The sequence below is a fragment of the Thermobifida halotolerans genome (assembly GCF_003574835.2).
In the GTDB taxonomy this organism is placed as follows: Bacteria; Actinomycetota; Actinomycetes; order Streptosporangiales; family Streptosporangiaceae; genus Thermobifida; species Thermobifida halotolerans.
On the sequence record NZ_CP063196.1, the window covers coordinates 3,037,290 to 3,057,529 of the forward strand.

General features: G+C 70.2%; 19 protein-coding genes. 3 read left to right on the forward strand and 16 right to left on the reverse strand.

The window, feature by feature from the left end; translation table 11 throughout:
• Window positions 1–16: 16 nt before the first annotated feature.
• From rpmA to NI17_RS13675, 13 genes are all read right to left on the reverse strand, one after another.
• Entirely contained in the window at window positions 17–283 is a 267-nt protein-coding gene (gene rpmA, locus NI17_RS13615; protein WP_068688820.1) for a 50S ribosomal protein L27, read from the reverse strand.
• Window positions 284–298: 15 nt separating this feature from the next.
• Window positions 299–610: a 50S ribosomal protein L21 gene (rplU, locus tag NI17_RS13620; protein ID WP_068688818.1), complete on the reverse strand. Its 312-nt coding sequence runs from the start codon at window positions 608–610 to the stop codon at window positions 299–301.
• A 229-nt stretch (window positions 611–839) separates the two neighbouring features.
• Window positions 840–3,593, reverse strand: a complete 2,754-nt coding sequence (locus NI17_RS13625; RefSeq protein ID WP_068688816.1) for an Rne/Rng family ribonuclease — start codon at window positions 3,591–3,593, stop codon at window positions 840–842.
• A gap of 113 nt (window positions 3,594–3,706) precedes the next feature.
• On the reverse strand, window positions 3,707–4,498 hold the full coding sequence (locus NI17_RS13630; RefSeq protein ID WP_267887167.1) for a TIGR03936 family radical SAM-associated protein: 792 nt from the start codon (window positions 4,496–4,498) through the stop codon (window positions 3,707–3,709).
• A 475-nt stretch (window positions 4,499–4,973) separates the two neighbouring features.
• Window positions 4,974–6,908, reverse strand: coding sequence for a TIGR03960 family B12-binding radical SAM protein (locus NI17_RS13635; RefSeq protein ID WP_068688815.1), 1,935 nt, complete (start codon window positions 6,906–6,908; stop codon window positions 4,974–4,976).
• Between the two features lie 31 nt (window positions 6,909–6,939).
• Window positions 6,940–7,341, reverse strand: coding sequence for a PIN domain-containing protein (locus NI17_RS13640; RefSeq protein WP_068688814.1), 402 nt, complete (start codon window positions 7,339–7,341; stop codon window positions 6,940–6,942).
• Entirely contained in the window at window positions 7,342–7,605 is a 264-nt protein-coding gene (locus NI17_RS13645; RefSeq protein WP_068688813.1) for a hypothetical protein, read from the reverse strand.
• A gap of 43 nt (window positions 7,606–7,648) precedes the next feature.
• The gene (gene rodA / locus NI17_RS13650; protein WP_068688812.1) at window positions 7,649–8,827 is read right to left on the reverse strand and encodes a rod shape-determining protein RodA; all 1,179 of its coding nucleotides are present in this window, start codon (window positions 8,825–8,827) and stop codon (window positions 7,649–7,651) included.
• Between the two features lie 15 nt (window positions 8,828–8,842).
• On the reverse strand, window positions 8,843–9,142 hold the full coding sequence (locus NI17_RS13655; protein WP_324609946.1) for a hypothetical protein: 300 nt from the start codon (window positions 9,140–9,142) through the stop codon (window positions 8,843–8,845).
• Between the two features lie 162 nt (window positions 9,143–9,304).
• On the reverse strand, window positions 9,305–10,339 hold the full coding sequence (gene mreB, locus NI17_RS13660) for a rod shape-determining protein (protein ID WP_068688811.1): 1,035 nt from the start codon (window positions 10,337–10,339) through the stop codon (window positions 9,305–9,307).
• Window positions 10,340–10,635: 296 nt separating this feature from the next.
• Window positions 10,636–11,043 carry a nucleoside-diphosphate kinase gene (gene ndk, locus NI17_RS13665; RefSeq protein ID WP_068688809.1) on the reverse strand — a complete coding sequence of 136 codons (408 nt, stop codon included), beginning with the start codon at window positions 11,041–11,043 and terminating at the stop codon, window positions 10,636–10,638.
• 165 nt (window positions 11,044–11,208) lie between these two features.
• Window positions 11,209–11,547: a DUF4233 domain-containing protein gene (locus NI17_RS13670; protein ID WP_068689141.1), complete on the reverse strand. Its 339-nt coding sequence runs from the start codon at window positions 11,545–11,547 to the stop codon at window positions 11,209–11,211.
• A gap of 2 nt (window positions 11,548–11,549) precedes the next feature.
• Window positions 11,550–12,881, reverse strand: a complete 1,332-nt coding sequence (locus NI17_RS13675) for a bifunctional folylpolyglutamate synthase/dihydrofolate synthase (RefSeq protein ID WP_068689140.1) — start codon at window positions 12,879–12,881, stop codon at window positions 11,550–11,552.
• Between the two features lie 205 nt (window positions 12,882–13,086).
• Here NI17_RS13675 and NI17_RS13680 point away from each other — a divergent pair, with 205 nt between their 5' ends.
• On the forward strand, window positions 13,087–13,308 hold the full coding sequence (locus tag NI17_RS13680; RefSeq protein WP_068688807.1) for a hypothetical protein: 222 nt from the start codon (window positions 13,087–13,089) through the stop codon (window positions 13,306–13,308).
• A 1,219-nt stretch (window positions 13,309–14,527) separates the two neighbouring features.
• On the opposite strand, the gene NI17_RS13685 is transcribed toward NI17_RS13680, so the two are convergent.
• Entirely contained in the window at window positions 14,528–15,967 is a 1,440-nt protein-coding gene (locus NI17_RS13685) for an LVIVD repeat-containing protein (protein ID WP_119267938.1), read from the reverse strand.
• Window positions 15,968–16,202: 235 nt separating this feature from the next.
• Between NI17_RS13685 and NI17_RS13690 the strand changes: the two genes are divergently transcribed.
• Both NI17_RS13690 and NI17_RS13695 read left to right on the forward strand, forming a co-directional pair.
• Window positions 16,203–16,895, forward strand: coding sequence for a DUF305 domain-containing protein (locus tag NI17_RS13690; protein ID WP_234401708.1), 693 nt, complete (start codon window positions 16,203–16,205; stop codon window positions 16,893–16,895).
• 151 nt (window positions 16,896–17,046) lie between these two features.
• The gene (locus NI17_RS13695) at window positions 17,047–17,634 is read left to right on the forward strand and encodes a PepSY domain-containing protein (protein ID WP_068688805.1); all 588 of its coding nucleotides are present in this window, start codon (window positions 17,047–17,049) and stop codon (window positions 17,632–17,634) included.
• 64 nt (window positions 17,635–17,698) lie between these two features.
• Here the strand turns inward: NI17_RS13695 and clpX are convergent, their stop codons facing one another.
• Together clpX and NI17_RS13705 are read right to left on the reverse strand one after the other, a co-directional pair.
• Complete coding sequence (clpX, locus tag NI17_RS13700) at window positions 17,699–18,973, reverse strand: ATP-dependent Clp protease ATP-binding subunit ClpX (RefSeq protein WP_068688803.1); 1,275 nt, start codon at window positions 18,971–18,973, stop codon at window positions 17,699–17,701.
• A gap of 591 nt (window positions 18,974–19,564) precedes the next feature.
• Window positions 19,565–20,233 carry an ATP-dependent Clp protease proteolytic subunit gene (locus NI17_RS13705; protein ID WP_068688802.1) on the reverse strand — a complete coding sequence of 223 codons (669 nt, stop codon included), beginning with the start codon at window positions 20,231–20,233 and terminating at the stop codon, window positions 19,565–19,567.
• Window positions 20,234–20,240 lie beyond the last annotated feature (7 nt).

The following is a 20,240-nucleotide window of genomic DNA, read 5'->3' on the forward strand; positions in this document are numbered from 1 at the left end:
GCGCCGTTCCCCGGACCTACTCGCTGGCGGCCGGGGTCGGGACGATGCTCACGGCCTTGCGGCCGCGCAGGTTTCCGAACTGGACCGTGCCCGCGACCAGCGCGAACAGGGTGTCGTCGCCACCGCGGCCGACGTTGTCGCCGGGGTGGAAGCGGGTGCCGCGCTGACGGACGAGAATCTCGCCGGCGTTGACGGCCTGCCCGCCGAAACGCTTGACACCGAGCCGCTTGGCGTTGGAGTCGCGTCCGTTACGGCTGGACGACGCGCCCTTCTTGTGTGCCATCTCGCGCTCCTCCCGCTACTTCGCGGCGATGCCGGTGACCCGGACCTGGGTGTACTTCTGGCGGTGCCCCAGGCGCCTCTTGTAACCGGTCTTGTTCTTGTACTTCAGGATATTGATCTTGGGGCCCGCGGTCTCGCCGAGGACCTCGGCGGTGACCTCGTATCCGCCCAGCTCGGCAGTGTCGCTGATGACCTTGCCGTCGTCGACGACAAGCAGCGGCTGCAGGTTGAGCGTGGCACCGGCCTCTTCGGCCACCCTGTCGATGGTCAAGACGTCATCGACGGAGACCTTCTCCTGTCGGCCGCCCGCTCGCACGATCGCGTACACCGGGAAACTCACTTCCTGCTCGCTTCAGAAAAGAATGCGCTCAAAATCGACCGCAGTCGTCAACCCGCTCGCCCCCCAAACGTGGTGGCGTGGGATTCGAAAGGAGGTCTCGGGCGCGCGAACATGTGGGGCGCGCCGACGCACCATAGTTCAGACTACCACTCGCCCGCCGGGGGTGAGCACGACGCGGTCGGGGCCGGGCGGGCGCGGACCCGCCCGGCAGTCCGAATCATCCGGCCTCGGCCACCGCCGTCTCGGGGGCGGCCACGCTCGCCTTGCGCCGGGTCCGGCGGCGGCGGGGCCGTTCGGTGACGGCGTCGGAGTCGGCCGCCTGGCCGTCGTCGGCCTCGGCCGCCGGAACGGACGCCACCTGCACGGCGGCGGGCGCTTCGGGTCCCGTCTCGTCGGGGCCCTGCCCCTCCGCCTCCGGCGGTGGTCCCGCGGCGCGCTTGGCCCGCCGGGTGGTGCGGCTCGACTTCTTGGGCTCCTGCGCGGCGGGCTCGGTCTGCGGAGCGGCCTCGACCTCCGGTGCGGACTGCGCCTTCTCCGCCGCAGCCGCCCTGTCCGAGGACTTGTCCGAAGCCTTGTCCGAGCCGTTCTTGTTCTTCTTCTTGCGTCCGCCGTTGCCGTTGGACCTGGTCTCGACGAGGTCGGTGTGCAGGACCAGGCCGCGGCCGCTGCACTGCTCGCAGGTGTGCGAGAAGGCCTCCAGCAGCCCCTGGCCGACCCGCTTGCGGGTCATCTGCACCAGTCCCAGCGAGGTGACCTCGGCCACCTGGTGCTTGGTGCGGTCCCGGGACAGGCACTCCAGCATGCGGCGCAGGACCAGGTCCCGGTTGCTCTCCAGCACCATGTCGATGAAGTCGATCACGATGATGCCGCCGATGTCGCGCAGCCGCAGCTGCCGCACGATCTCCTCGGCCGCCTCGAGGTTGTTCTTGGTGACCGTCTCCTCGAGGTTTCCGCCCTGACCGGTGAACTTGCCGGTGTTGACGTCGATGACGGTCATCGCCTCGGTGCGGTCGATGATCAGGGAGCCGCCGCTGGGCAGCCACACCTTGCGTTCCAGCGCCTTGGCGATCTGCTCGTCGATCCGGTAGGCCTCGAAGACGTCGCGGTCCTCGGTCCAGTGCGACAGGCGGTCGGCCAGGTGGGGGGCGACGTGGTCGACGTAGTCGCGTATGGTCTCCCAGGCGTCGCCGCCGGAGACGACGAGGCTGGAGAAGTCCTCGTTGAAGATGTCGCGGACCACGCGGGTGGTGAGGTCGGGCTCGCTGTTGAGCAGTGCCGGGGCGGTGGCCGACTTCGCCTTGCGCTTGATGGCCTCCCACTGCTTGGCCAGGCGGGAGATGTCGCGCTCCAACTCCTCCTCGCTGGCCCCCTCGGCCGCGGTGCGCACGATCACCCCGGCGCCGGTGGGCATGACCTTCTTGAGGATCTGCTTGAGGCGGGCCCGCTCCTTGTCGGGGAGCTTGCGGCTGATCCCGGTCATGGAGCCGTCGGGCACGTACACCAGGTAGCGGCCGGGGAGGCTGATCTGGCTGGTCAGGCGGGCGCCCTTGTGGCCGAGCGGATCCTTGGTGACCTGGACCAGGACGGACTGGCCGGACTTGAGCACCGACTCGATCCGGCGGGGCTGGCCCTCCAGTCCGGTGGCGTCCCAGTTGACCTCGCCCGCGTACAGGACGGCGTTGCGTCCCTTGCCGATGTCGACGAAGGCCGCCTCCATCGAGGGCAGGACGTTCTGCACCCGCCCCAGGTAGACGTTGCCGACGTAGGACTTGTGGTCGGCGCGGTCGACGTAGTGCTCGACGAGCACGTTGTCCTCGAGCACGGCGATCTGGGTGCGCTCACCGGTGCGGCGGACCACCAGGTCGCGCTTGACGGACTCGCGGCGGGCCAGGAACTCGCTCTCGGTGATGATCGGGGGGCGGCGGCGTCCCTGCTCGCGGCCCTCGCGGCGGCGCTGCCGCTTGGCCTCCAGGCGGGTGGAGCCGCGGACGGCCTGCACCTCGTTCTCGATCGGGCGTTCGGTGCGGGCGGGACGCACCCGGACCACCGTGTTGGGCGGGTCGTCGGGTTCGGGTTCGGCCGCGACCTCCGTTCCCGAGCGGCGGCGGCGACGGCGGCGGCGACGGCTGGTGCCCGTGGCCTCGGCCTCCTCGGCGGAGTCGTCCTGCTCGGAGCTGTCGGCACCGCCGGTCTCGGCCTGCTCGGCGGTCGCGGTCTCGGTGGTGGTCCCGGCGCGGTCGTCGGCGTCGTCGGAGGTGGTGGAGGCGTCGGCGGCCGTGGCCTCCGCGGTCTCGGTGTCGTCGCCGTTGCGCCTGCTGCGCCGTCCGCCCCTGCGACGGCGGCGGCGGGTGGACCGATCCTCCGCGGAGTCCTCGGCGTCGGATTCGGGTGTCTCCTCGGCATCCTCCGTCGCGGCGCCGGAGTCGTCGGCCGTCTGGTTCTCCTCCACCACGGGGGGTTGGAAGAGCACCATGGGCGGCTGGAAGGTGACCGCGGCCACGGCGGGGGGTTCGGCCGGTTCCGCCGCGCCGGTGTCCTGCGAAGCGCCTACCTCGGCCGTCTCGGGCTCGCTCGGCGCGTCCCGGTGGTCCGGCTCGGCGCCGTCGGCCCCGGCCGTGCCGGTCCTGCGGGTGCGCGTCCGCGGGCTCCGGGTCGCGGTCTTGCGGCTGCGCCGCTTCGGCTCCTCCGCGGCCTCCTCGGAGGCCGGTTCCGCTCCCTGCGGGACCGGGTCTGCGGGCACCAGTTCCACGGAGGAGGCGGCCACGGTCGTGGGTGTCGACGCCGGTGCCGGCTCTGGTTCGGGCGGCGGTCCGGCGGGTCGGCTCGCGGCACGGCCACGGCGCACCGGCGCGGCCGGGCGCACGGTGCTGGACATGCCTGCGGGGGCCGATCCGTTCGGCCTGGCGGTTGTCTCTGTTTCAGTTGTCCCCTCGGTGCCTCCGGCACCGTTGCTGGGCTCGTTCTCGAGCATCCGGGCGGTCTCCCGTCAAGTTCTCGGGCGCGGCCCGCACAAGGTGCCCGGCCGCGGCTCGCAAGAACTGTCGTTGTCAATATCCGCACCGACGCCGCACTGGGCGGCACCGGTCAAAGTCCTTGAGGTGCGCTCACGTTCCCCGATCCGGGCCGCGCGGGGGCGTGCCCGGCGTGTGCGCTGACGACGGTGGCGCCTGTCTCCGAGGCCGCGTCGTCCGCGGCGAGCGGGTCCGCGATGGTTCCGGAGTCCTCGTCGAGCGGCCCCTGCGCCAGTCGGGTCATCCTCGTCGATGACTGCGGCGCGAGTTCGGCGATCTGACGGAGGCCGGTCACCACGTCGTCGGGTCGTACGACAGGGATGGTATGCCGCACGATCAAGCGAAGTATGGCATATGTCTCTTGTTGTTCCGTTGCGGCGCGCCTGTCGACATCCAGTCGAAGGACCGGTGAGCGTGCGTCGAAGCGGCGGCGCCCCTTCTTGGTGAGCCGCTCCACCTCGATCCGTTCGGCCGCGAGGAACGCGGCCACGGCTGCCGCGGCGTCGTCAGGGTCGACACCCGGAAGTTCGATGCGCCACTCCGACGCCTCCAGACGGTCCGCCAGACCGCCCGCCGTCGCCGGGACCACGGTGAGGATGTCGATGCCCTCGGGCATCGCCTCGTCGAGTCGCGCGCGCAACTGTTCCGGGTCCATCGGCTCGGCCAGAGTGAGTTCGCAATACTCCGCCTCACTCGCCACTCCCGTGGGTGCGGCACCCGTGTAGGAGATCTTGGGGTGAGGCGAGAACCCCGCCGAGAAGGCCACGGGCACCTGGGCCCTGCGCAGCGCACGCTCGAGTGCGCGGGCGATGTCGCGATGGCTCGCGAATCTCATCCGGTGGCGTTTGGCGTACCGTACGCGCAACCGTCGGCCCTGGTTTCCGTTGGAGAGCGAATCGGCGCCCTCAAGTGCGGGGGGCAGCTCTGCTCCTTTCCTCGGACTCCCTCGGGGACCGGCACGGCGGCCCGTGCCTCTCCCCTGGGAGAGTTCGTCTTCTTTTCAGCCTACGGGGCGTACCGGCGACTTCGCGCCACCGCCCTGTTGATGTACAACCTGCTCCGGCGGACGCGTGTTCCGGCACTGTCAATGCTGTTCCCACTGCGACCGGAGTTGAAAAGCGCTGTTTGCGGCGCTCGGCGACGGATCGGAGCGCTCCACCGCCCGCCCGGGGCCCGATCCGGGGCCGCGCGGGGCTTTCTCGAAAAAATCCGAAACCTTTGCCAACCAACCCCGGACCCGGTACGTCCAAGTACGTGTACGGCCCGGCGCGAGCGGGGTGCCGGGCCGTACCTCCTCCTTCGGGGCCGGCCGCCCCGGCTCCCGCGCGGACCGGTCGCCCTCACACCACGCTCAGCGGCAGCAGTTTGCGTCCCGCCGTGTCGTGGGTCTGGATCTCGGTGCCCATGCTCGGGCAGACCCCGCAGTCGTAGCAGGGGCTCCACCGGCAGTCGTCGACCTCCACCGACTCCTCGCCGTGCAGGGCGTCCTGCCAGTCCTGCCACAGCCACCCGCGGTCCAGTCCCGCGTCGAGGTGGTCCCAGGGCAGCACCTCGTCGGCGTCGCGCTCGCGCACCGTGTACCAGTCCACGTCCACCGGCTCGTCGGCCAGGACCGCCTCGGCGGCCTCGATCCAGCGGTCGTAGGAGAAGTACTCGCTCCAACCGTCGAAGCGGCCCCCGTCGCGCCACACCCGCTCCACGACCCGGCCCAGTCGGCGGTCGCCGCGGGAGAGCAGTCCCTCGATGATGGAGGGGCGTCCCTCGTGGTAGCGCAGCCCGATCGACTTGCCGTAGGCCCTGTCCGAGCGCAGGGCGTCCCTGAGCCCGCGCAGCCGGGCGTCGACGACCTCGTGCGGGGTCTGGCCCGCCCACTGGAAGGGGGTGTGCGGCTTGGGCACGAACCCGCCGATGGAGACCGTGCAGCGGATGTCCCTGCGTCCGGTGACCTCGCGGCCGGCCCTGATGACCTCGCGGGCCAGATCGGCGATGGCCAGGACGTCGGCGTCCTCCTCGGTGGGCAGCCCGCACATGAAGTAGAGCTTGACCTGGCGCCACCCCGCGGCGTAGGCGGCGGTGACGGTGCGGATCAGGTCCTCCTCGGTGACCATCTTGTTGATGACCCGGCGCATCCGCTCGCTGCCGCCCTCGGGCGCGAAGGTGAGCCCGGAGCGGCGGCCGTTGCGGGTGAGCTCGTTGGCCAGGTCGATGTTGAAGGCGTCCACCCGGGTGGAGGGCAGGGACAGTCCGGTGTGGGTGCCCTCGTAGCGGTCGGCGAGGTTCTTGGTGATGTCGGCGATCTGGCTGTGGTCGGCGCTGGACAGCGACAGCAGGCCGACCTCCTGGAAGCCGGAGGAGCGCACTCCCTGCTCGACCATCCCGGCGACGGCCTGCTCGCTGCGCTCGCGCACCGGGCGGGTGATCATCCCGGCCTGGCAGAAGCGGCAGCCGCGGGTGCAGCCGCGGAAGATCTCGACGCTGTAGCGCTCGTGGACGGACTCGGCGATCGGGACGATCGGGTTCTTGGGGTAGGGCCACCTGTCGAGGTCCATGACGGTGTGCTTGTGCACCCGCCAGGGCACCCCCTCCCGGTTGGGCGTGTACCGCTCGATCCGGCCGTCGGGCAGGTAGGAGACGTCGTAGAACTTGGGCACGTACACCCCGCCGGTGGCGGCCAGGCGGGTCAGCAGGGCGTCACGTCCGCCCGGGGAGCCCTCCCGCCTGAACTCGCGGACGAGTTCGGTGACGGCCAGCGCGATCTCCTCGCCGTCGCCGAGGATGACGGCGTCGAGGAAGTCGGCGATGGGTTCGGGGTTGAACGCCGCGTGGCCCCCGGCCAGCACGATCGGGTGCTCGTCACCCCGGTCGACCGCGTGCAGCGGGATGCCCGCCAGGTCCAGCGCGGTGAGCAGGTTGGTGTAGCCCATCTCGCTGGCGAAGCTGACGCCCAGCACGTCGAAGGCGGCCAGCGGCCGGTGCGCGTCCACGGTGAAGTGCGGCACCCCGTGCTCGCGCATGAGCTTCTCCAGGTCGGGCCAGACCGCGTAGGTGCGTTCGGCGAGCACGCCCTCGCGCTCGTTGAGGATCTCGTAGAGGATCTGGATGCCCTGGTTGGGGACCCCGACCTCGTAGGCGTCGGGGTACATCAGCGCCCACCGCACCTCCGTGTCGTCCCACTCCTTGACAACGGAGTTCAGCTCACCCCCCACGTACTGGATCGGCTTTTGCACCTGCGGCAGCAGCGATTCCAACTGCGGGAAGACGGATTCGACAGGCATTGGTCCAGAACCTTTGACGGGAATTGTCGTGTTAGGGAGTGTGGATCGCCGGAACCATGCTGCGGCCCGACGCCTCGCACAGCTTGGCGATGTCCCCCGGATCACTGGTCACGATCCGGATGGCGGCTCGGTCGAAGGCGGCGGCCACCACCATCGCGTCCACCGCGTCGCTCAGTCCACTGCGTCCGATGAGCTCTCCTGCACGATATGCGAGCCTCTCGGTCGGCGCGAGAATCGAGCAGGTCTTCAGGAAGCGCGCCAGTCGCTCCTGACGCGCTCCGTTCCGCCATGCCTGCGCGAGGACCGGCGTGATGACGAGCAGCGACCGCCCCTGTCTGCAGAGCCGCTCGTGGCGATCCAGGAAGTGCTTGTCGTTGCGTTCGGCCGCGAGGAGGGCTCCCGTGTCGTAGACGACGGGAAGGGTGGTGCTCATTCAGGAGGCCATCCGCTCCGCGTTCAGGAAACGCGCCTCGTCTGCGGCGATCTCGGCGTCGATCTGCGCGGCCTCGGCGGGTGTCAGCTCGCCGATCTCCGCCCGGATCTCCGCCAGAATCGCGAGGGTCTCGGCCCGACGGTTGGCCTCCTGCGTCGCCTGGGCGAGATAGGCGGAAAGGGAGACTCCCTGCTCGCGGGCGATGCGGCGTGCCTCGCTGACAACCGCCTCCGGAAAAGTGACGGAGATCTTCTCTGTTGCCATATCCGAATCCTACCAGAAGGAACCCAGGGGGAATCATTCACTACTACTCCGCTTCCCTGTCATGCGCGCGGACGGCCAGCACCAGGCCGATCCCGGTGAGGTTGGCGACGGCGGCGGACCCCCCGTAGGAGACGAACGGCAGGGGCAGTCCGGTGACCGGCGTGAGCCCCAGGGTCATGCCGATGTTGACGAACGCCTGGAAGCAGATCCAGGCGGCGACCCCGACGCAGACCAGCCGGCCGTAGGGGTGGCCGCAGCGGGCGGCGACCCGCAGGACGCGCAGCAGCACCACGCCCAGCAGGACGATGGCGGCACTCCCCCCGACGAAACCGAGCTCCTCGGCCACGACGGTGAAGATGAAGTCGGTGTGCTGTTCGGGGACGAACTTCCCGCTCGTCTGCTCACCCCGGAACAGTCCGGAGCCCCCCAGACCACCCGAGCCGACGGCGATGAGCGCCTGGTTGACGTTGTACCCGGCGCCCAGCGGGTCGGCCCCCGGGTCGATGAAGGAGGCGAAACGTGCCACCTGGTAGTCCTTCAGCAGGTCGAACCGCCACACCGCGAGAGCGCCCAGCAGTCCGCAGCCGAGAAGGAGCAGCACCCAGCGCGGCGACGCGCCCGAGGAGGCGAGCATGGCCAGGTAGACCGCTCCCAGCACCATCGCGGTACCCAGATCGGGTTGCAGCAGGATCAGTCCCATCGGCACCGCCAGAACCGCCAGGCTGAACAGCACGTCCCGGGTGGTGGGGGCGGGCTCCCCGTCCCGGGGTTCGCCCAGCAGCACGGCCACCCCCAGGATCAGCGCGATCTTGGCGACCTCCCCCGGCTGGGCCTGCAGACCGCCGATCACGATCCACGAACGGGCGCCGTTGATGACCTCACCCAGCGGGGTGAGCACCAGGAGCAGCCCGACCGTGGCGACCGCGAACACGACGGGCACGCAGGCGCGCACCACCCGGTGGCCCAACGAGGCGACGGCGAGACAGACCAGCAGAGCGAGCACCAGGTGCCCCAGGTGCCGCCAGGCGTACTCGGTGAGCCCCGTCGACCCGTCGGGCGACAGGGTGGCCGACCACACCACCAGGACCCCCAGCACACCGAGGGCGAGCACCGCTGCCAGCAGCACCCAGTCCACACGGTGGGGCGCGGCCCACACGGCGAGCCGCCTGAGGCGCACCCCCGGGGAGGCCGGCCGCACGGACGTCTCGGAGCGAAGCGACATGCGATCCTCCCGGGGTCACTCGTCGAGGAGGCGGACGGTTCCGCCGGGACGGACCGTGGACGCCTGGGTGGACGACTCGCCGCCGGTGCGCACGTCCAGGGTCTGCCCCCGCGTGGCCGGAGCGGCCACCGCCTGGACGCGGTTTCCCTCCGCCAGCGTCCGGTAGTGCTCGCCCATCGGCACCTGGAGGTACCACAGTCTTCCCACCAGGACCGCCAGCAGGCACACGACCAGCACCTGGGCGGCGACCACCGGGCCGCCCCCGCCGGAGCGGGGACCGGTCCGGCTGTCGGGACCATCCGCCAGAACACCCATCAGGCTCTCCCCCTTCCTGGCCGCTGGGCACCGTCGATCGCTGCGAGGTCGCCGTCGGGGGGAGTGCGCGGCACCCGCACCGCCGCGTACCGCACGGCCGGGGCTGCGGTGGTCGGCGGCAACGCCGTTGCTCTCCGAGGTCGGACGGTGTCGCGGGTCATGTCAGCGCCGCCGCTCGGGAACCAGGACCCGGTCGAGCCGCTCGTAGTTCTCCGCGCAGGTGCCCGCGCCCACGGCCACCGAGTCCGGCGCGTTCTCGGCCACGTGGACCGGCATCCCGGTCTCGTGGCGCAGCCGCTCGTCCAGGCCGCGCAGCAGCGCTCCGCCGCCGGTGAGGGCGATGCCGCGGTCCATGATGTCGCCCGCCAACTCCGGGGGGCAGCGGTCCAGGGTGGCGCGCACCGCGTCGATGATGGCGCAGACGGGTTCCTCGACGGCCTCGCGGACCTGCGCCGCCGACAGGAGCACGGTCTTGGGCAGGCCGCTGACCAGGTCCCGGCCGCGCACCTCGGCGCGCAGCTCCTCGGTCGCCGCGGGATGGACCGAGGCGACGGCCTTCTTGAGCTCCTCGGCGGTGCGCTCCCCCACCGTCAGGGAGTGCTCCTTCTTGACGAAGGCGATGATGGCCTCGTCGAGTTCGTCCCCGCCGACCCGGACGGACCGGGAGATGACGATGCCGCCCATGGAGATGACGGCCACCTGGGTGGTTCCGCCGCCGATGTCCACGACCATGGTGCCGGTCGGCTCGTGCACGGGCAGTCCCGCTCCGATCGCCGCGGCCATGGGTTCTTCGATGACGAAGACGCGGCGCGCCCCGGCCCGGTGGCCGGCTTCCTTGACCGCGCGGTGCTCCACCGGGGCGACTCCGCTGGGCACCGCGACGACCAGACGCGGTCTGGCAAGATGGCGGCGCCGGTGGGTCTTGTGGACGAAGTACCGCAGCATCCGCTCGGTGGTCTCGAAGTCGGCGATGACGCCGTCCTTGAGCGGACGTACGGCGGTGATGCCTTCGGGGGTGCGGCCGATGATCTGCTTGGCCTCGGTGCCGACCGCCACGATCCTCCCGGTCGAGGTGTTGAGGGCCACCACCGAGGGCTCGTTCAGGACGATTCCCCGGCCGCGCAGGTAGACGAGGGTGTTCGCGGTTCCCAGGTCGACCGCCATGTCACGGCTGAGAAAAGCGGGTCTGGTGGTCATGCGGCGTCCTCAGCGGCGTCGAACGGGATGCGGCTCGTCAGGGGCGGGTGCGGTGCGCTTCGTGCCTCCGTCACCCGCAAGAATAACTCCGCGCATCCGACTAGTTACACAAACGCGCCGGTTTGTCGCGAGGCGCCGAAAAACGCGACCGCGGCCGGACGGAGGAATCCGTCCGGCCGCGGTCGGTGAAGCGCGGTACCGGTGCCCTGGTCGCCGCCGGTCGGGCCGGACCGGGCGGCGGGCAGCCCCCGCGAGACGCCGTCGAGGGCCCCTCCCGCGTCGGCGGGCGCCCCGCCTCAGGCCAGGTCGGGGAAGAACAGCTTGATCTCGCGCTCGGCCGAGTAGGTGGAGTCCGAGCCGTGCACGATGTTGGCCTGGACGTCCAGGCCGTAGTCACCGCGGATGGTGCCCGGAGCGGCGGCGATCGGGTCGGTGGTGCCGGCCAGGGAGCGAAACGCCTCGACCGCGCGGTTGCCCTCCACGACCATGGCCACCAGCGGGCCGCCGGTGATGAACTCGACCAGCGAGGGAAAGAACGGCTTGTCGGTGTGCTCCTCGTAGTGGGTCTTGGCGGTCTCCTCGTCCAGGGTGCGCAGTTCGAGGGCGGCGATCTTGAGCCCCTTGCGCTCGATGCGGGAGATGACGTCGCCGATGATGTTGCGACGCACGCCGTCGGGCTTGATCAGGACAAGGGTGCGCTCCACGGTTGTTCTCTCCTCGACGGATCGTTCACTGGGCCACGGTGTCACCGGTGCGGGGACCGCCACTGCCGCGGTACGCACCGCCTCCGGTGGTGCGTACCCTACCGGTTCCGCGGCCCCGGGCCCGCCTTCCGCGACCGTGGCCCGCCGGGCCCTGCGGGTGCCGCCTCAGGCTCCGCCCGCGTCCCCGGACGCGGTCCGCACCGCCTCGACCCGCCGTCCGAGGACCACTCCGGCGATCCACAGCCCGGCGAAGACGATCCCCAGGTAGGTCAGCCCCGGTACGAGCAGGCTGCTGGCCACGAACGCCACCTGGAGCGCGCACGCGGCGTAGAAGCCCCAGGCGAAGCGCTGCGTCCCGGCCAGAACCAGCGCGGCCAGGGCGAGACCGCCCCAGACCCCTCCGGCCAGGCCCGGCGAGTGTCCGCCGAGCTGGATGGCGACGGGGATGGCCAGGCCCAGCACCACCGCTTCGAAAGCCAGGACAACGGCGCAGACGGTCCGCACGGTCACTCCCTCTTCATCAGGTGGGTGGCGTCTCCGGCGGTGACGACCGAACCGGTCACGAGCACCCCGGCGCCACCGAACTGCGCGTCCCGCTCGGCCAGGGTGACGGCCTGGTCGATGGCGTCGTCCAACCGGGCGGCCAGGTGGACGCGGTCGGCGCCGAAGACCTCCTCGGCGATCTCGCGGAGCTCCCGCGGCGGCATCGCGCGCGGCGAGGAGTTGGCGGTGACCACCACCTCGCCGAGCAGCGGCTCCAACGGTTCCAGGATGCCCTCGACGTCCTTGTCCGCCAGGACCGCCACCACCCCCACCAGCCGGTCGAAGGTGAAGGACTCGCGGACCGCCTCCACGGTCGCGGTCATCCCCGCGGGATTGTGCGCGGAGTCGACGAGGACCGTCGGACTGGTCCGCACGATCTCCAGCCGTCCCGGAGAGGAGGCCTTGGCCATGGCGGTGCGCACCAGGTCGGGGTCGAGTCCCTCCTCCCGGTCGGAGGGAACGGCGAACGCCTCGACGGCGGCCAGGGCCACGGCGGCGTTGGACGCCTGGTGGGCGCCGAACATCGGCAGGAAGATCCCGTCGTAGCCGGAGCGCAGCCCCTTGACGGCGATCTGCTGTCCCCCCACGGCGAGGTCCCTGTGGAGGACGCCGAACTCCAGCCCCTCACGGGCGACCTCGGCTCCCACCTCGGCGGCCCGGCGCAGCAGCGTCTGCGCGGCGGGCAGTGTCTGCTGGGCGAGCACCGCGACGCTGCCGGGTTTGATGATGCCCGCCTTCTCCTCGGCGATGCCCTCGACCGTGTCGGAGAGGTAGCGGGTGTGGTCGACGGAGACGGGGGTGACGACGGCGACGTCGGCCTCGACCACGTTGGTGGCGTCCCACGTGCCGCCCATGCCCACCTCGACCACGGCCACGTCCACGGGCGCGTCGGCGAAGGCCGCGTACGCCATGACGGTGAGCACCTCGAAGAACGACATGGGCACGTCGCTTCCCTCGTCCACCATCCGCACGTACGGCAGGACGTCGGCGTAGAGGTCGACGAACGCCTCCTCGGAGATCGGCTCACCGTCGATCACGATGCGCTCGCGCATGCTCGTCAGGTGCGGACTGGTGTAGCGTCCGACCCGCAACTGCCGCTCCCGGAGCAGGCCGTCGATCATCCGCGCGGTCGAGGTCTTGCCGTTGGTCCCGGTCACGTGGATGACGCGGTAGTTGCTCTGGGGGTGGCCGAGCAGGTCCATCGCCGCGCGCATGCGGTCCAGCGTGGGATGGATGACCGACTCCCCCGCGCGCGCGAGGATCCCGGCCTGCGCCTCCCGATAGCGCGAATGCACCTGTTCCCTGTTCACAGCGTCGGTCCCGTCGACTTGTCCACCGTCTCAGCCTACTCACCCGCGGGACCGACCGGGGTCGGGCGGCCCCCGCGCGGGACCCGTACACGGTGGCCTTGGTGTTTCTTTGCCGACACGGACGCGTGGGGCGGACCGCTCCCGGACAGCGGGCACAGCGGCACCACCGCCGACACGGGAGGAGATCCCCATGCAACGGAAGAGGAGCACCACCGGGTTCGTGGCCGCCGTGGCACTGGCGCTGGCCGCGTTGAGCGGCTGCGAGACCGGCGTGGACGACACCGGCGTGGAGGAGAACGGCGTGGAGGAGAACGGCGTGGACGACAACGGCGTGGACGACAACGGCGTGGAGGAGAACGGCGTGGTCGAGGAGACGGCTCCCCAGGAGGAGATGACGGAGGAGGAGCAGTAGGAGCCTCCGTCCCCACGGCCGCAGCCGAACTCGACGCTGCCGTGGCCGTGGCACCGGTCGAGTACGGCGCCGTACCGGTGGAGCGGCCGGTTGACCTGACGCTGCGGCGGCGCGGCGCGGAGACCGAGGAGCCGGAGGTGTGCAGGCGGTCATCGGGTCGCGCGTGCCGGCCCCTCCTCTCTCCGCATGCGGACGGCAACCGGGTGCGGGACGCGGCCGCCGGGGAAGGCGCCGCGGGACCACCTCACGACGGCGGCCACCAGTGCCGTGCCCCCCTGAGCGGGACCGCCGCACATCACCGACAGCGGTGCCTCCTCGGCGAGGACGCGCGGCCCCGAGCACCGGTGCCGCGGAGGGCAACCCGACGCAGCCGCTGGATACGCCGCGCCGTCGCGACCCGCTCCTGGCTCAGGCAGCCTGTCCGTCCGCCCACGCACCGGCGCTGAATCCGGTGGAGGACGTGTGAGCAGGTCTCAAACGCACTGCGTCGGCCGACCTCGCCGCGTCGGGTCTTGCCGAACCCGCCGCTGTCGCCCGTGCCGCACCGCATCCGGCAACGCTCCGACCTGCCCGCGCAGTTCCTCTCCCGGGCCGGACCCAGCCCGAGGCCAGTGGCCCGACTCCGGTCGGCCCCTCGCCCGCAGGGCCGACCGGAGTCGGGCGGCCTCCGCGCGCGGACGTATGCGGTGGCCTTGGTGTTTCTTTGCCGACACGGACGCATGGAGTGAACGCGCCCAGACAGCGGGCACAGCGACACCACCGCCGACACGGATCGGAGGTCCCCATGCACTGGAAGAGGAACACCACAGGATTCGTGGCCGCCGTGGCACTGGCGCTGGCCGCGTTGAGCGGCTGCGAGACCGGCGTGGACGACACCGGCGTGGAGGAGAACGAGTAGGAGTCCGCGTCCTCCGCGGCCGCAGGCGAAGAGGAGACCGGGAGGTGTGCGGGCGGTCACCGAGGAGGCGTCCGGGACCACCTCACACGGGCAGGGGCCACCTGTTCCGTGCCCTGCCGACCGGGCCTGCCGCTCCGGGAGCAGCCCGTCGGTCATCCGCGGGGCCGGGGGCCTGCCGCCGGCCCCGGTCACGTGGAGGACCCGGTAGCCGCTCCGGGAGTGACCGAACAGGTCCGTCGCCACGCGCACCGCGCACACGGCCGGGCGGCCCGCCGTCGGCGGGCCGCCCGGTACTTCGGTCGGGGACGCTCGGCGCCCGGATCAGTAGGAGTACTGGTTCTGCGGGTTGAACTCGTCCATGGTGACCTTCTCGGCGTTCTTGAGCCGCCGGTCGGTCACCTTGAGGACGTCGAGGCCCATCTGGATGTCGCTGGAGTAGATGTAGCCGTTGTAGTAGTAGGCCGACCAGCTTCCGCCCAGCACGAGCCGCTGGTCGGAGAGCGGACCGCGGTCGAAGTAACCGATCTCCTCGGGGCTGTCGGGGTCGTTGAAGTCGATGACGGACACGCCGCCCTGGTACCAGGCCTGCACGAAGTAGTCCTTGCCCTTGACCGGGATGAGCGAGCCGTTGTGGGCCACGCAGTTCTCGGTGGCGGCCTGCGTCCGGGGGATCTTGTAGTAGCTGTCGAAGGTGAGCTTGACGTTGTGCTTGCCGTTGGACTTGATCTTGCCCTTGATCGTGTAGACGCCGTTGGCGCCGTGCGTCTCGCCGATGCTCGGCATGCAGGTGGCGCCGCCTCCGCCGCCCAGTTCGTCGGTGAAGATCACCCTCTTGCCGTCGTTGCTGAAGGTCGCCGAGTGCCAGAAGGCGAAGTTCTCGTCGTCGCGGACCGTCTCGACCACGGTCGGGTCGGCCGGATCGGAGATGTCGAAGATCACACCGTCACCCATGCAGGCGCCCGCCGCAATGTTCTTCTCGGGGAAGACGGTGATGTCGTGGCAGCCGGTGGTGGCGGAGACCCGGTTGCCGCCGTGGGTGCCGCCGGGGTTGCCGCCGTCGGGGAAGAGCACCGGCTCGTTGACGACCGCCGCCGCGGCAGGGTTGTCGACCGGGACCTCGATGACCGAGATCTTGTCGTGCGGGGGTTGGCAGTTGGGGAAGCGGGACGAGGGCGAGTAGGAGGAGACGTAGAGGTAGTCGACCCCGTTCTCCTCGTCCTTGAGCAGGGTGTGGGTGTGTGAACCGCAGTCGGTGCGCACCGCGGCCACGTACCGGGGGTTGGCCTTGTCGGAGATGTCGAAGACCCGCACGCCCTCGAAGGCGTCGGGGTTGGTGGCGCTGGCGGAGGGGCTGCCGCAGTTCTCGTCGACCCGCGGGTAGTCGACGGAGAAGTAGAGCAGGTCACCGCTGACCGAGACGTCTCCCTGCCCGCCGGGACACAGCACCTGGCTGACGACGGAGGGGTTCTCGGGGTCGCTGATGTCGTAGATGACGAACCCGTCGTAGTTGCCGCCGATGGCGTAGTCGCCGGTGAAGGCCAAGTCGCTGTTGTAGGAGGCCTGGCCGGCGAACGGGCCGCTCTTGGGGATGTTCGCGACATGCTCGACGTTGCCGCTGGTCACGATCTCACCGACACCGGGGATCTCGTCGGCTGCGGCCGGGGCGGCCGGAGCGGTGGTGAACACGAACGCGGCGACCGCGGCCAGAGCGCCAATGCGTCTCAGGGGCCGCTTCGGGGATACAGGGGGGATCATCGGCATGGGGGGCTCCTGTTCAGTGCACGCCGAAATTACCGCAAAGGTAACCGGTCATCCCACGTGTTGAACAGATGGTTGAAAATTGGTGAATGTGACGTTTTGTAGTATCCGCAGCTCAATCCACCCATACCGGTCCGATATTTTTCTGTCACTCCTGGACACTCTGGACAAAGTCCCGTGTCTTGCGTAGACAGTCCGCATCGGTGTGACGTGACCGGCAAGCGAAAGGACGGCCTCTGTGCGGCAGAACCTCATGGTCGTGGCGGGCGCGGTGCTGCTCGTTCTGGGCGGCGCGGGCTGCGCCGGCAACGGACCGGATCCGGTCGGCGGCGCCCCGGTGCTCGCCCCCGGCGCGCCGGGCGACCCGGCCTCCCCGGCCAGCGAGGAGCAGCTCGCCGCGGCCGTCGAGGACGCCGGACACAACGACGCGGACGTCGAGTACGTCCTGGCGATGATCACCCACCACGAACAGGCGCTGGAGATGACGGAGCTGGTCCCCGACCGGGCCCGCGACGAGGGCGTGCGCTCCCTGGCCGAACGGATCGAGGCCGCCCAGCGGCCGGAGATCGAACTGATGGAGGGGTGGCTGGAGACCTACGTCGACGACACCGAACTCCAGCGCCACTGCGGTGGCCACGAGGGCGGCTCCCACCACCACGGCGACGGCGGTGACGACTGTGCGGGCCACGGCCACTCCGACATGCCGGGCATGGCCACCCCCGAGCAGATGGCGGCCCTGGAGGACGCCTCGGGTGAGGAGTTCGACGCACTCTTCGTGGAACTCATGGTGACCCACCACGAGGGCGGGATCAGCATGGCCGAGGACGTTCTGGCCGACGGCAACCATCCGCAGGTGCTCGGCATGGCCAACGACCTCATCACCGACCAGCGTGTCGAGATCGGCCGTCTGGAGTCGGTCCTGGACGACTGAGGCGACCGCCCGGGTCGGCGCCGCCCCGACCCGCCCTCGCGGCCGCCGTCCGCACGGAGCGAGCCTTTGTGCTTCTTTGCCTTTGCCGGCGCTCTGTCTCCTCCCGGCCGGACAGTGGGCCAGCGAACCACTTCGACGAGGGGAGTGTCGTATGCGTCGCGAGGGGATCACCGACCGGAGGCGTCTCCGACTGGCGGGAACGCTGGCGATCGCGCTGGCCGTGACGAGCGGGTGCGGCCAGGATGCCACCCAGGAGGAGGGCGGCGCCAATCCGCGTCCCACCGGGGCGCTGGAACAGGAGGAGACCACGCAGGGCTCCCCCTCACCGCAGGCCACGGAGGGAGACGTCGACCTGCTGGGCGCCCGGGACGCGGCGCTCCGGGAGTACCCCGGAGGCACGGTCTACGACGTCGAACTGGAGGAGTTCAACCAGCAGTGGAGCGTGGAACTCGTCCACGAGGAAGACGAGCTGGAGCTTGAGATCGACGCGCAGAGCGGTGAGATCGTCGAGGCCGAGGAGCAGATACTGGACGAGCCGGACGTGGACCTGTCCGGCCTGCCCGAGGACAGTCTCGTCACCGCGGTGGAGGCCGCCCTGGAGGAGAGCGGCGGCGACCAGGCCACCGAAGCCGAGCTGACGGAGGAGGGCGGCCGACGGATCTGGGAGATCGAGATCGACGACGAGCAGACGTTCGGTGTCGACGCCGAGACCGGGGAGATCAGGACGACCGGCTCCTGACCGGCTTTCCTCCGACGGGTGTTTGCGGCCCGGCGGCACGGGCCGCGCACCCGTCGGAGGGGGATCAGGCGCTCTTCTCCTCGCGTTCGGGCGGCAGCGAGGTGCGCGGCACGATCGTCGGGTAGACGTGCTCGAGAACCGCCTCGCGGGTGATGATCACCTGCGCGACGTCCTCTCGGCTGGGCACCTCGTACATCACCGACAGCAGCACCTCCTCGATGATGGCGCGCAGCCCCCGGGCGCCGGTGCCGCGGATGATCGCCTGTTCGGCGATGGCGTCGAGTGCGTCGGGGGTGAACTCCAGTTCCACGTTGTCCAGTTCGAACAACCGCTGGTACTGCTTGACCAGGGCGTTGCGCGGCTCGGTGAGGATCCGGATGAGCGCGGCCCGGTCGAGGTTGTGCACGCTGGTGATGACCGGCAGCCGCCCCACGAACTCGGGGATCATCCCGAACTTCAGCAGGTCCTCGGGCATGACCTCGCGGAACAGGTCGGTGCCGTCCGACTCCTTCTTGGAGCGCAGCACCGCGTTGAAGCCCATTCCCTGCTTGCCGGTGCGGGCCTCGATGATCTTCTCCAGACCGGAGAACGCCCCACCGCAGATGAAGAGCACGTTGGTGGTGTCGATCTGGATGAACTCCTGGTGCGGGTGCTTGCGGCCGCCCTGCGGGGGGACGCTCGCGGTGGTGCCCTCCAGGATCTTCAGCAGCGCCTGCTGGACGCCCTCGCCGGAGACGTCGCGGGTGATCGAGGGGTTCTCGCTCTTGCGCGCGACCTTGTCGACCTCGTCGATGTAGATGATGCCGGTCTCGGCCTTCTTGACGTCGTAGTCGGCGGCCTGTATGAGCTTGAGCAGGATGTTCTCGACGTCCTCGCCCACGTATCCGGCCTCGGTCAGCGCGGTGGCGTCGGCGATGGCGAAGGGGACGTTGAGGATCTTGGCCAGTGTCTGGGCCAGCAGGGTCTTGCCCGAACCGGTGGGGCCGAGCAGCAGGATGTTGGACTTGGCGATCTCGACGTCCTCGTCACGGGGTCGGTCCCCCTCGGACTGCACCCGCTTGTAGTGGTTGTAGACCGCCACGGACAGGGCCTTCTTCGCCTGCTCCTGCCCGATGACGTAGGAGTCGAGGAATTCGTAGATCTCACGGGGCTTGGGAAGACTGTCCCATTTCAACTCGGTCGCATCCGCGAATTCTTCCTCGATGATCTCGTTGCAGAGGTCGATGCATTCATCGCAGATATACACACCGGGGCCCGCGATGAGCTTCTTCACCTGCTTCTGGCTCTTGCCGCAGAACGAGCACTTCAGCAGGTCTCCACCGTCGCCGATGCGTGCCACCCAGCCACTCCTTAAAACGTCGGCCGTCCCGTCACACGCCTCCTCCCCACTACCGCGGGGGTCCGAACACACCCAAGGCGTCCGACGCGATCCGCGGAAGGCGGGGCGATCCCGGCTCACCGGACGACCACCGATTTCCAGGATATGCCTTCCCCGTGGAACCATTAACGGGACAGTCTGTGCGTCGTTCCTTCGAGCCTAAGCGACGGAGCGGACCGACTTCGCCGTCCACGCCGTCCGGTCGGCTCCGGTCTCCTCCTCGGTGATCCTGGGACGGGGGCCGACGCATGCGTCGCGGACACCCGTCCCGGCCTTTGGGACGAGCCCCCGCTTACGGCCCGTGCCGCACAACGGGCGTCCCCGGGGCGCCGGTACGCGGCATCCGGTCGCTCCTTCGGACATCGGGTCCCGTCGCACGGCTCCGGTCCACCCGGCGGCCACCGGTTGCCGCCCTGTCGGCACGGAGTCGCTGACGGAACGGTCTGTGTGTCGTCGTGTCGGGCCCGGGGGAAGAAGCGGGCCGGCCTCACCGCTCACGGTGTGCGGTCGGGTCCGACCGGCCCCGCCTTCTCGCCGCCTCCACCCGGGGTCCTACTTGGCCGACGCCTTGCGGTAGGGGAGCACGTCGTCGACGATGCCGTACTCCTTGGCCTCCTCCGCGGTGAGGATCTTGTCCCGCTCGATGTCACGGGAGATCTCCTCGACGGTGCGGTCGGTGTGCCGCGCGAGGGTGGTCTCCAACTGGTTGCGGATGCGCATGATCTCGTTGGCCATGATCTCGACGTCACTGGCCTGCCCGTGCGTTCCCTCGGTGGCGGGCTGGTGGATCAGGATCCGCGCGTTGGGCAGCGCCGTGCGCTTGCCCTTGGTGCCGCCCGCGAGCAGGACGGCCGCGGCCGAGGCGGCCTGGCCCACGCAGACGGTCTGGATGTCGGGCCGCACGAACTGCATCGTGTCGTAGATCGCCATCAGCGAGGTGAAGGAACCGCCGGGCGAGTTGATGTACAGCGTGATGTCGCGGTCGCTGTCGATGTGCTCCAGCGTCATCATCTGGGCGATGATGTCGTTGGCCGACGTGTCGTCGATCTGCACCCCCACGAAGATGATCCGCTCCTCGAAGAGCTTGTTGTAGGGGTTCATCTCCTTGACGCCGTACGTCGTGCGCTCGACGTAGGAGGGGAGGACGTAGCGGCTCTGCGGAGCCGCCGGCGCCATCCCACCGCCGTGGCGGTAGTAGGGGCTGAGGTTGTACTCGCTCATTTCCTGG